Below are 12,010 nucleotides of genomic sequence, written 5' to 3' on the forward strand. Positions count from 1 at the left end.
CGGGATTCACACCCGCCGGAGCGGCTGGTGTGGTCCGGCCGGGAGTTCGACTGTGATCCGGTCGCCGGGGCGCACCAGCCCGCCCGTCCGCACCACGCTCATGATCCCCGCCTTGGGCACGATGTTGCCCACCGCGTCCCGGCCCACGACCTGCTTGAGCAGACCGTCCTGGAAGGCGTCGATCTGCAGGCAGGGATTTCGCAGTCCGGTCACCTCGACGACCGCCTCGGCGCCGAGGCGCAGCAGGGTGCCGGCGGGCAGGCCGAGGAGGTCGATGCCGGCGGTGGTGACGTTCTCGCCGAGCTGCCCGGGCTCGACCTTGAAGCCCTCGTCCCCCACTTCGGCGAAGAGTTCCTGATGGATGAGGTGGACTTGGCGCAGGTTCGGCCGGGTGGGGTCCTGCGCCATCCTGGAGCGGTGCTTCACTGTCACGCCCGCATGCACGTCCCCTTCGACGCCGAGCCCGGCCACCAGCGTGATGCTGTCCCGGTTCGGCTTGGTGAATGAATACGTGCCGTTACTGCTGACCGCCGTGATCGTGGCGCTGTCCATCGTGCGGAAACTTCCCTCCCCGTTGTGGCCGACCCTCCCCGTCTTGGCCGACGCCCCTGTCTTGGCCGACGACCCTGTCAGCGGCCTATCTCCTTGCGCGTGACCCTGCGGAGCCTGCGCCGCTGCGAGGAGTCCAGCAGCAGATACGCGGCCACGGGCACCCCGATCATCACCAGCAGTGCCGGCCAGAACCCGATCACCCAGATCAGGGCGACCCCTACCACCACTCCGCCGGTGGCGACCTTCGCGCTCTTCGACATCTCCGATGCCTCCTTCACGGCTGCTGCCGTTCCTGCCCGGTCAACGCCCGGTCCCGGCCACGGGTTCCCGCGACCGCAGGGGCTCGCCCACCTCGTGCAGATGGGAGAGGGCCTGGCGGTACGAGTCCACGAGTCCGGTCTCCAGCGCTCGCCGCCCGCCGCCTCGTCCGGCATCTCCATGCCCTTGTGGTTGGGCGCGAAGGCCATGCCCAGGTGGAGCCCGAGGAGCATCTGGTGCAGCAGCCCGAAGACCACACCTCGGCCCAGCGGCATGGTGGTCAGGAGCAGGGTGAGGGAGCCCGCCGCGTGGGCAGCCAGCAGCAGTCCCTCGACCACGCGCTCGCGGGCGGGCAGGCGCCGAAGGTTCTGGAAGCCGTAGACCTTCAGCGCCAGGGCTTCGAGCAGGGTCAGGGGGAAGAACAGCCATGCCTGATGGCGGGTGAGCATGCCCCGGAACCCGGCCCGTCCCCTGGCCTGCCGCTGGGTGAAGACGAGCATGTCCGCGGCGACGTCCGGGTCCTTCTCCGTGTGGTTGGGATGGGCGTGGTGCCGGTTGTGCTTGTCGTTCCACCAATACGCGCTCATTCCGAGCAGCAGGTTGGCGTGGATCAGCTGGATGACGCGGCTCCTGCGCCGGTCGGCGGTGATCTGCAGATGCCCGGCGTCGTGACCGACGAAGGCGGTCCGCGCGGACAGTACCGCCAGCACCGGCGCGAGAAGCAGCACCCACCAGGAGCCGCCGAGCACCGCCATGCCCGTCGCGACGGCGGCGAGGGCGAGCAGGTTGGCGGTGATGCCGACGGCGTAGCAGCCGGTGCGCCGCTCCAGGAGACCCTGCCCCTTCACGGTGCGCAGCAGCGGGGTGAACTCGCTGCCGGTGGCTCGTTTCTCGAGGGTGGCCTGGGACATGGGCGTCTCCGGTCTGTTGGCCGATGCGCTGACCTGATGAAACGTATGGATCGGTGACCGTCCGCAGCCATGGCGGCACCACCCGGACCGCCGTGGGGCCAGGCGGCGGGGTGGCGCTGGATACACCCGGCAGTACACCGGCAGTGCACGCGTGACCTGCGTCACTTCCAGTTCGCTCCCGTCGTCGGTCGGGTTCAGGTACGCTCGGCGGCTCCGGTCTCCACTAGTCAAATTTGAGGAATGCGTCTTCGCTGTGCACACGCTCTCCGCGGCAACGCCCTCCCAGACCTCCGAACTCGCCCGCTGTACGGCGGTCTTCCTGCCCGCCGACCCCGCCCGCACCGGCAGGGTCGCCTTCTGGCGCAGCGACGGGAGCGAGCCGCCGGCCGCCCCCGGTCAGGTCGAGGAGCTGACCGTGGTCACCGCCGATGTACGGCCGACATCCGTACGGGCGCTGCTCCTGCCCGTACGGGACGCGCTGCCCGTCCTCACCCGGGCCCGGGCCTGCGCGGACGCCGATCCGGCCGCGGCCTTCTGGGGCGCGGCCACCGTGCTCGCCCTCCAGTTCGCCGCCCGTGGGCTGCTGTTGCCCGGCCTCAGCGCCACCGACCACGACGCCTGGCGCGCGGGACCGCTGACCGCGCGGGACCTGGAGCGGGTACGGGAGCTGGCGGCCGCGATGCCACCCGCCGCCCATGCCGTGCCGCTGCCGGGCCCGACTGCGGAGCCGGCTTCGGCTTCGGCCTCGGCGTCGACTGCGGAGCCGGCTACGGAGTCCCTTCGACTGCCCGCTCCCGAGGGGCTGGTGCGCGCCTTCCTGGACGCCGTCGCCGACGGGCTGCCGCGTTCCCCGGCGGCCCCTCTGGTCACCGCAGGCCCCGCCTTCGCCGCCGTCGAGCCTCAGCACCTGCCGGAGCAGCGCACCTGGGCGGCGGACATCGCGGCCGGCCATGACGCGGGCGTACGGATCTCCCTGCGGGTGGAGGTGCTGGGCCTGGCTGACGCCGCCGGGGAAGCCGCGGACGGCGAAGCCGGCCAGGGCCCGTCGTTCCGCGCCGTGCTGCAGATGCACAGCGTCGGCGACCCGGCCCTCGTGGCGGACGCCGCCGAGGTGTGGTCCGGGTCCGCGGTCGCCGCCCGCTTCGGACCGCGGGCCAGGATGGACGTACTGCTGGCCCTGCGGCGGGCCGCCCGCACCTGGGCTCCGCTGAGGCCGCTGCTCTCCGCCGCCGTACCGGACTCCGTCGAGCTGGCCGACGAGGAGGTCACCGAGCTGCTGGGGCCGGCGGCGCGTGCGCTCGCCGCGACCGGTGTGCAGGTGCACTGGCCCAAGCAGCTCGCCCGCAAGCTCACCGCGCGCGCCGTCATCGGCCCGCAGGCGGACGGCGAGCCCGGCGGCGAAGCCGGCGACGGAGCCGAAGGGAAGGCGGCCGAGGGGAAGGCGGCCGCCGGGCGGGCCGGCTCCGGCCTGCCCTCGTTCCTCTCGGCCGACGCGCTGCTCGCCTTCAACTGGTGGTTCGCGTTGGGCGACCAGCAGCTCAGCCGGGCCGAACTGGACCGGCTCGCCGAGTCCACCAGGCCGGTGGTGCGGCTGCGCGACCAGTGGGTGCTCATCGATCCGGAGGAGGCGCGCCGGGCCCGCGAGCGCCAGGACCGTAAGATCAGCCCGGTCGATGCGCTCGGCGCCGCGCTGAGCGGTTCGGCGGAGGTGGACGGCCGGCGGGTCGACGTACAGGCGACCGGCTGGCTGGAGCGGCTGCGCGAACGCCTCGCCGACCCCGAGGCGCCGGACGCCCAGCCGGTCGCGCAGCCCGCCGCGCTCGCCGCGACCCTGCGCGACTACCAGCTGCGCGGGCTGAACTGGCTGGCCCGGATGACCTCGCTCGGCCTCGGCGGCTGCCTCGCGGACGACATGGGCCTGGGCAAGACCATCACTCTCATCTCGCTCCATCTGCACCGGCAGACCGACGAGTCGGCCGCCGGTCCCACGCTCGTCGTCTGCCCGACGTCGCTCATGGGCAACTGGCAGCGCGAGATCGAGCGGTTCGCGCCAGGAACCCCGGTACGCCGCTTCCACGGCTCCGCACGCAGCCTGGAGGCCCTGGGCGAGGGCGAGTTCGTCCTGACCACGTACGGCACCATGCGGCTGGAAGCGCAGCGGCTGGCCACCGTCCCCTGGGGCATGGTCGTCGCCGACGAGGCGCAGCACGTCAAGAACCCGCGCTCCGGGACCGCCAAGCAGCTGCGCACCATCGGCGCGAAGGCGCGCGTCGCGCTCACGGGCACGCCCGTGGAGAACAACCTCTCCGAACTGTGGGCCATCCTCGACTGGACCACCCCGGGACTGCTGGGCAGGCTCGGCACGTTCCGTACCCGTTATGCCCAGGCGGTCGAGAGCGGCAACGACCCGCACGCCGCCGAGCGGCTCTCCGCGCTGGTACGGCCCTTCCTGCTGCGCCGGCGCAAGTCCGACCCCGGTATCGCACCGGAGCTGCCGCCGAAGACCGAGACCGACCGCGCGGTCTCCCTCACCACGGAGCAGGCCGGGCTGTACGAGGCGGTGGTGCGCGAGACTCTGGCGGAGATCTCCGGCGCCGACGGCTTCGCGCGGCGCGGGCTGGTGGTGAAGCTGCTGACCGCGCTCAAGCAGATCTGCAACCACCCGGCGCAGTACCTGAAGGAGGAGCAGCCGCACATCGCCGGCCGCTCCGGAAAGCTGGAGCTGCTGGACGAGCTGCTCGACACCATCCTGGCGGAGGGCGCGAGCGTCCTCGTTTTCACCCAGTACGTACAGATGGCGCGGATCGTCGAGCAGCATCTCGCCGCCCGTGGGGTACCGACGCAGTTCCTGCACGGCGGTACCCCGGTGGCGCGGCGCGAGGAGATGGTCCGCCGCTTCCAGGAGGGTGAAGTACCGGTCTTCCTGCTGTCGTTGAAGGCGGCAGGCACCGGGCTCAACCTCACCCGCGCCGGGCATGTCGTGCATTACGACCGCTGGTGGAACCCGGCTGTCGAGGCGCAGGCGACCGACCGCGCGTACCGGATCGGCCAGACCCAGCCGGTGCAGGTCCACCGGCTGATCGCGGAGGGGACCATCGAGGACCGGATCGCCGACATGCTCACGCGCAAGCGGGAGTTGGCGGATGCCGTACTGGGCGCGGGCGAGGCAGCACTGACCGAACTGACCGACGCCGAGCTGGCGGATCTGGTGGAGCTGCGAGGGGGCGGCTCGCGATGAGCGGCGGATACGAGAACGAACGGCGCGAGAGCGAACGGCGCGAGAGCGAACGCACTTTCGCCGCGCTGCCGCCCGCGCGCGGCCGCGGCTTCGCTCAGAGCTGGTGGGGCCAGGCCTGGCTGAAGGCACTCGAAGACACGGCACTGGACAGCGAGCAGCTGAAGAGGGGCCGCAGCTACGCGCGGGAGGGCGCCGTCGGCGCGGTCTCGGTGCGGCCGGGGCGGATCACCGCGGTCGTACGGGACCGGGACCGGACCCCGCACCGCAGTGACGTCCTGCTGCAGCAGCTGACCGAGGAGGAGTGGGACCGGTTCCTCGACATGGCGGTCGACCGGGCCGGCCATATCGCGGCGCTGCTCGACCGCGAGATGCCGCCGCACCTGGTGGAGGACGCGTCGGCGGCCGGCGTCGAACTGCTGCCGGGGATCGGCGATCTGGACCCGGAGTGCGACTGCGAGGCGTGGGATCTGTGCCCGCACACCGCGGCCCTCTGCTACCAGGTGGCACGGCTGCTGGACCAGGACCCGTTCGTACTGCTGCTGATGCGCGGCCGGGGTGAGCGCGAGCTGCTCGACGAGCTCCAGCTACGGAGTGTGAAGCGGGCGGCGCGTCGGCAGCCGGAGGGGGCGCTCGGGGACGAGGACGCGCCGGAGGGCGTCTGCGCCGCGGAAGCCTTCGCGGCGCGCGCCCTCCCGCCGCTGCCCGCCCTTCCCGCTCTCCCGGATGAGCCGGGCACGCCGCCGCCGCTCGACACCGAGACGGATCCGGCACCCGGAATCGACGTGGCAGCACTGGAGTTCCTGGCCGTGGCGGCGGCCGCGACGGCGCATCGGATGCTGGCGGAGGCCATGGCGCCCGGCCATGAACGGCACCCGTCGGAGGTGGAGTTGGCGCCGGAGCAGGACGCGGTACGGCTGGCCGCGTACGGACCGGGCGGACACCTCACGGCACGGCTCGCGGCCGGCACGGGACGTGAGCGGGCCGAACTCGCCCTGGCCGTACGCGCCTGGGAGTACGGCGGCAGCGCCTCGCTCGCCGTGCTGGAGGAGGAGTGGTCCCCCGGGCCGGAGGCCATGGCCCGCGCCCGCGGGTCGCTCGACGCGGCCTGGGACGACGAACGCCCGCGGCTGCGCGCCGCGCGCAACCGCTGGACCGTGGTGGGCACCGAGACGCAGCTGCGTTACGGCCACGACGGCCGCTGGTGGCCATACCGCAAAGAGCGCGGCCGCTGGACCCCGGCGGGCCCCGCGGACCCCGACCCAGCGGCGGCACTCGCGGTCCTGACGGGCTAGCCGAGTGGGTCCGCAGTGCCATGGCCGGCCGCCGGCCGGCTGCAGGCGAGACGCCACTTTCGGCCTGGACGTGACCCAAGCCCACAGGCGGCAAGCAGGGTCGGGGCCGCTCGAGTGCGGGTTCACGCCCCGGAGGGGAACCGAAGGGGCCCACGCACTGGCCCAGGGCGCCGGGCGGCCGAAGAGGGCAGGGGCCCCCGTCAGGCCGGCAGGCGGATCGTGCCGTTCCACTGCGCATCGCGCCCCGGCAGGGCGGACCAACGGAGCCAGCCGGATCGCCGGCGCCGCGCAGGCCCTCGGCTCCGGCCGGCCAAAGGGCGCCGGACCCGTCAGGCCGGAAGGCGGGGGCACGCGTTCGAGTGCGGGTCGCGCCCCGGAAGGAAGGGGCCAGCCGGAAAGCCCAAGCCGGCAGGCCGGCGACGCCGACCAACCGAAGGGCCGAGGCACCTCGGCCCGCAGGACGGGGCGGGCCGTTCGAGTGCGCGCGCCCCGGAAGGGGAACCGAAGGAGCCGGGCACGGCCCGACAGGACGACGGGGGTCGCAGGGCCGGCGGGCCGCGAGGCCGCATGGCGGCCGGGCAGGCCCGTGGGCCGGCGGCGTGGTCGGGTGGGCTTCGACCAGCGGCGCGCCCCGACGGCCGCGCGGGCCGACGGGCCGCCGGCCTGTCCGGCGGCTCGCCCGCACGCCCCGTGCTCGGGGCGCAAGCACGGGTGGGCCGTTCGGGTGCGGGGCCGGTTGGCCCGACGTACCGTGGCAGTGTCGGTCCAGATGGTCTTGGTACGGATGGCGGGAGCCCCCGATGGCCGGTGAGATCTCCTTCTTCGAACTGGGCGTGGCGGACGCCGAGCAGGCCCGCACCTTCTACGGCGGTCTGTTCGACTGGGCCTTCGAGCCCGGCCCCTCCGACGGCGGCGGCTTCGCGATCCGGACGCCCCAGGTTCCCGGCGGGCTGCACGGCGGGGACGCCGGCGCGAGCCCGTACGTGTTCTTCAAGGTCGACGACATCGAGGCCGCACTCGCGCGCGTCCTCGAGCTCGGCGGCACCGTCGAGGCGTTCGACTCCGGCGCGGACGCCGACTCGACCGCCCAGTTCGGGCACTTCAAGCTCTGCCGCGACAACCAGGGCTCCCCGTTCGGCCTGCACCAGCCGCCACCTGCCCGCTGAGCCGAGTGCTCAGCCGCGCGCCGCCAGCAGGTGGTCCATGGCGAGCTGGTCGAGGCGCTCGAAGGCCATGCCGCGCGCGGCAGCCGCGTCGACGTCGAAGTCCTCGAACGCGCCGCGGTCGGCGAGCAGTCCGGCCGCCGTCTCGCCTTCGTCCAGCGTCGGCCGCGCGAGTTCGTCGAGCCGCGAGGCCCGCAGCGCCTCCTGGACCTCCGGGTCGGCGCGGAAGGCGGCGGCCCGCTCCTTGAGGATCAGATAGTTGCGCATGCAGCCCGCCGCCGAGGCCCACACCCCGTCGAAGTCCTCGGTCCGCGGCGGCTTGAAGTCGAAGTGCCGCGGGCCCGCGTAGCCCGCCGTCTCCAGCAGGTCGACGAGCCAGAACGCGGACCGCAGATCGCCCGCGCCGAAGCGCAGATCCTGGTCGTACTTGATGCCGTTCTGGCCATTGAGGTCGATGTGGAACAGCTTGCCCGCCCACAGCGCCTGCGCGATCCCGTGCGGGAAGTTCAGTCCCGCCATCTGCTCGTGGCCGGTCTCCGGGTTGACGCCGAACAGCTCTGGCCGCTCCAGCCGCTCGATGAACGCCAGCGCGTGGCCGACGGTCGGGAGCAGGATGTCGCCACGGGGCTCGTTCGGCTTGGGCTCGATGGCGAAGCGCAGCGCGTAGCCCTGCCCGGTGACGTACTGCCCGAGCAGGTCGAAGGCCTCCTTCATCCGGTCCAGGGCCGCCCGTACGTCTTTGGCGGCGCCGGATTCGGCGCCCTCCCGGCCGCCCCACGCCACATACACCTGCGCGCCCAGCTCGGCGGCGAGGTCGATGTTCCGCATCGTCTTGCGCAGCGCGTACCGCCGCACGTCGCGGTCGTTCGCGGTGAAGGCGCCGTCCTTGAAGACCGGGTGGGTGAAGAGGTTGGTGGTGGCCATCGGCACCACCAGACCGGTGGCGTCCAGCGCCTGCCGGAAGCGTTTGACGTGCGACTCGCGCTCGGCCTCCGAGGCGCCGAAGGGGATCAGGTCGTCGTCGTGGAAGGTCACCCCGTACGCGCCCAGCCCGGCGAGGTGCCGTACGGCGTCGACGGGATCGAGGGCGGGGCGGCTGGCGTCGCCGAACGGGTCGCGGCCCTGCCATCCGACGGTCCACAGACCGAAGCTGAACCTGTCCTCGGGGGTCGGTGAATAGCTCATTCGTGCTCCCTCGACTATTTCGTCATGGCCATTAACAAATTAGTATCCAGAGCAGCAGCATCACTGGGAAGAGTCCGCACGAACGGAGAGTCTGATGTCAGCACCCGAGGGGCCCGAGGGCCCGCTCGTCGTCGGCGTGGACAGTTCCACCCAGTCCACCAAGGCGCTGGTCGTCGACGCCGCGACCGGCGAGGTGGTGGCAAGCGGGCAGGCCCCGCACACCGTCAGCGGCGGCGCCGGCCGGGAGAGCGATCCCGAGCAGTGGTGGCAGGCGCTGTGCGCGGCCGTACGGAACTGCGGGCCCCTGGCGAGGCAGGCGGCCGCGATCTCCATCGCCGGCCAGCAGCACGGGCTGGTCACCCTGGACCGGGCGGGCCGGCCGGTCCGCCCGGCGCTGCTGTGGAACGACGTACGCTCCGCCCCCCAGAGCGAGCGGCTGATCGAGCGGCTGGGCGGGCCGGGCGCCTGGGCGGAGCGGATCGGCAGCGTGCCGGGGCCGGCGTTCACCGTGGCCAAGTGGGTGTGGCTGGCCGAGCGCGAGCCGGAGGCGGCGCGCGCGACAGCGGCCATTCGGTTGCCGCACGACTACCTCACCGAACGGCTCACCGGACACGGCACCACCGACCGGGGCGATGCCTCCGGCACGGGCTGGTGGGCGGCCTCCACCGAGGCGTACGACGAGGAGGTACTCGCACTGGCGGGCCTCTCCCCCGCGCTGCTGCCCGAGGTGGTGCGGCCGCGCGAAGTGGCCGGCACCCTGCGGGACGCCTCGGACCTCCCGTTCTCCAAGGGCATCCTGGTGGCCGCCGGCACCGGCGACAACGCGGCGGCCGCGCTCGGCCTGGGCCTGCGTCCGGGCGGCCCACCGGTGCTGAGCCTGGGCACGTCCGGCACGGTCTTCGCGGTCTCGGAGCACCGGCCCGCCGATCCGACGGGCACCGTGGCCGGCTTCGCCGACGCGCGCGGCGACTGGCTGCCGCTGGCCTGCACGCTCAACTGCACGCTTGCCGTCGACCGGATCGCCACCCTCCTCGGCCGGGACCGGGAGGCGGTGGAGGCGGGCGGCGACGTGGTCGTGCTGCCGTTCCTCGACGGCGAGCGGACGCCCCACGCACCGCACGCGTCGGGGCTGCTGTACGGGCTGCGCCACGACACCTCACCGGGACAGGTACTGCAGGCCGCGTACGACGGAGCGGTGTACGCACTGCTCACCGCCCTCGACCGGGTCTGGGACGGCGGCGCCGAACCGGGCGCTCCCCTGCTGCTCATCGGGGGCGGCGCCCGTGGGGCGGCCTGGCTGGATACCGTGCGCAGGCTCTCCGGGCGGGCCGTACAGGTGCCCGACGCACAGGAGTTGGTGGCGCTCGGCGCCGCCGCACAGGCCGCGGGACTGGTGACCGAGGAGGATCCGGCGGCGGTGGCGCGGCGCTGGGGCACGGCGCGCGGGCCGCTCCACGCGCCCCTGCCCATGGACACCGCGGCCCTGGACCGGATGGGTTCCGTACTCGCCGGCAGCGACGCGCTGTTCAGGCAGGAGAAGGGCCGATGACAGGGCCGATGACCACCCCGCTCCCCCACACCCAGCAGGACATACGCCGGCGGAACCTCTCTCTGGTGATGCATGCCCTCGCCACACAGGGACCCCTCTCCCGGGCCACGGTCGCCGGCCAGATCGGACTGACCCGTGCCGCCGTGTCCTCCCTGGTGGACGAGCTGGTGCGCGGCGGACTTCTGGTCGAGCTGGGCCCGGAGCAGCCGTCCGGTACGGTCGGCCGGCCCGGCAGCGCTCTCGCCCTCGGCAAGCGGGGCCCGGTCGGCATCGGGGCCGAGATCGGCGTGGACCATCTCGCGGTGTGCGCGGTGGACCTGTGCGGCAAGGTGCGGGCCCGCGCGACGGCCGAGGGCAGCAACCGGGGTCGCCCGCCCGAGCCGGTGCTCAAGGAACTCGGCGAGCTGGTACGGCAGGTGACGGACGCGGCCCGCGGCTCGGGGCTGCGTCCGGCCGGGCTCGCCGTCGCGGTACCGGGACTGGTGGCACGGGGCACCCGGACGGTCGTGCGCGCACCCAACCTCGACTGGGCCGACGTCGACCTCGGCGCCGCATTCCCGTACAGCGGCGGGCTCAGCGTGGACAGTCTCAGCGTCGACAACGAGGCGAACCTCGGCGCGCTCGCCGAGTTGTGGATCGGCGGCGATCCCGCGCCGCAGGACTTCGTCCATGTCTCCGCCGAGATCGGCATCGGCGCCGCCGTCGTGGTCGAGGGCCGCCTGCTGCGCGGCACGCACGGATTCGCGGGTGAGCTCGGCCATGTGCCGGTCCGTCCCGAGGGGCCGCGCTGTCCCTGTGGCGGGCGCGGCTGTCTTGAGCAGTACGCGGGTGAGGAGGCCGTGCTGCGGGCAGCCGGGCTGGCGCAAGCAGCCGTGGGTCGCCCGGTCGACCTCCTCGCCGAGCGCGCGGACCGGGGCGATCCGGCGGTCCGGCGCGCCCTGCGCGGCGCGGGCGGCGCCCTGGGGATCGCACTGGCCGGTGCGGTCAATCTGCTCGACCCGCAGGCCGTGGTGCTCGGCGGTGCGCTGTCACGGCTCGCGCCGTGGCTGCTGCCCTCCCTGGAGCGGGAGTTGGCCCGGCGCACGGCGGATCCGGCCCGCCCCTCCCTGATCGTCTCGCGGCTGGGCTCCGAAGGGCCGCTGCTGGGCGCCGCGCACTGCGTCGTACGGGCGGTCCTGGACGACCCCGCGGCGTACGCGGCCCGCTAACACCCCCGGGGGCGTCCTTCCGGGTCCGGGACCGCGCCACGTAACGTAACCGTCCATGGAGCACCGGGAGGAACACCCCAGCCGCAGACGCCTGTTGCGCGGCGCCGCACTCACCGCCGCGGCGGGCGTTCTGCTGCCGGGCGCGGGCGCCGCCTCCGCGGCCGACACCGACCATCCGCTCGCGCGCTGGTCGGGGGACTCCCCCACCAACTTCACGGCGTCGAACCGCCCTTCGGCCCACCCCGTACGGCGGCTGATCGTGCACATCACTCAGACGACGTTCACCGGCACCCTCGGGATCTTCCAGAACCCTCTCAAGAACGTCTCCGCGCACTACGTGATCCGCTCGTCCGACGGATACATCGCGCAGTGCATGCGCGAGCGGGACATCGCCTGGCATGCGGGCAACTGGGAGTTCAACGCCGACAGCATCGGCATCGAACACGAGGGCTGGGTCGACCGGCCGCGGTACTTCACCGACACGCTGTACGAACAGTCCGCGGCTCTCACCGCCGCGCTCTGCGGCACCTACGACATCCCCAAGACCCGTGAGCACATCATCGGCCACCACGAGGTCCCCGGCGCCACGCACACCGATCCGGGACCGCTGTGGGACTGGGTCCGCTACATCCGGCTGGTCAACCTCTCCTGACA

9 protein-coding genes and 1 pseudogene are annotated in these 12,010 nt (G+C 73.4%); 6 read left to right on the forward strand and 4 right to left on the reverse strand.

The window, feature by feature from the left end:
* Window positions 1-6: 6 nt before the first annotated feature.
* From NLX86_RS11945 to NLX86_RS11955, 3 genes and pseudogenes are all read right to left on the reverse strand, one after another.
* Window positions 7-552 (reverse strand): MOSC domain-containing protein, encoded by a 546-nt coding sequence (locus NLX86_RS11945; protein ID WP_254371610.1) that lies wholly within the window; start codon window positions 550-552, stop codon window positions 7-9.
* A gap of 77 nt (window positions 553-629) precedes the next feature.
* On the reverse strand, window positions 630-812 hold the full coding sequence (locus tag NLX86_RS11950; protein WP_254371611.1) for a hypothetical protein: 183 nt from the start codon (window positions 810-812) through the stop codon (window positions 630-632).
* A gap of 40 nt (window positions 813-852) precedes the next feature.
* Window positions 853-1,721 (reverse strand): annotated as a pseudogene (locus NLX86_RS11955) (fatty acid desaturase).
* Between the two features lie 253 nt (window positions 1,722-1,974).
* On the opposite strand from NLX86_RS11955, the gene NLX86_RS11960 reads away from it, so the two are divergent.
* The 3 genes from NLX86_RS11960 (at window position 1,975) to NLX86_RS11970 (ending at window position 7,417) form a co-directional block, all read left to right on the forward strand.
* Window positions 1,975-4,959 carry a DEAD/DEAH box helicase gene (locus NLX86_RS11960; protein WP_254371612.1) on the forward strand — a complete coding sequence of 995 codons (2,985 nt, stop codon included), beginning with the start codon at window positions 1,975-1,977 and terminating at the stop codon, window positions 4,957-4,959.
* Window positions 4,956-6,251 (forward strand): SWF or SNF family helicase, encoded by a 1,296-nt coding sequence (locus NLX86_RS11965; RefSeq protein WP_254371613.1) that lies wholly within the window; start codon window positions 4,956-4,958, stop codon window positions 6,249-6,251. Before NLX86_RS11960 ends, NLX86_RS11965 begins: the two co-directional genes overlap by 4 nt.
* 800 nt (window positions 6,252-7,051) lie before the next feature.
* Complete coding sequence (locus NLX86_RS11970) at window positions 7,052-7,417, forward strand: VOC family protein (protein ID WP_254371614.1); 366 nt, start codon at window positions 7,052-7,054, stop codon at window positions 7,415-7,417.
* 9 nt (window positions 7,418-7,426) lie between these two features.
* Here the strand turns inward: NLX86_RS11970 and xylA are convergent, their stop codons facing one another.
* Window positions 7,427-8,599, reverse strand: a complete 1,173-nt coding sequence (xylA, locus tag NLX86_RS11975; protein WP_254371615.1) for a xylose isomerase — start codon at window positions 8,597-8,599, stop codon at window positions 7,427-7,429.
* A gap of 94 nt (window positions 8,600-8,693) precedes the next feature.
* Between xylA and xylB the strand changes: the two genes are divergently transcribed.
* The 3 genes from xylB to NLX86_RS11990 are packed head-to-tail and all read left to right on the forward strand — an operon-like array spanning window position 8,694 to window position 12,008.
* Entirely contained in the window at window positions 8,694-10,148 is a 1,455-nt protein-coding gene (xylB, locus tag NLX86_RS11980; protein WP_254371616.1) for a xylulokinase, read from the forward strand.
* Entirely contained in the window at window positions 10,145-11,356 is a 1,212-nt protein-coding gene (locus tag NLX86_RS11985; protein WP_254371617.1) for an ROK family transcriptional regulator, read from the forward strand. Before xylB ends, NLX86_RS11985 begins: the two co-directional genes overlap by 4 nt.
* Window positions 11,357-11,411: 55 nt before the next feature.
* On the forward strand, window positions 11,412-12,008 hold the full coding sequence (locus tag NLX86_RS11990) for an N-acetylmuramoyl-L-alanine amidase (protein WP_254371618.1): 597 nt from the start codon (window positions 11,412-11,414) through the stop codon (window positions 12,006-12,008).
* Window positions 12,009-12,010: the final 2 nt, after the last annotated feature.

The sequence above is a fragment of the Streptomyces sp. A3M-1-3 genome (assembly GCF_024213665.1).
In the GTDB taxonomy this organism is placed as follows: Bacteria; Actinomycetota; Actinomycetes; order Streptomycetales; family Streptomycetaceae; genus Streptomyces.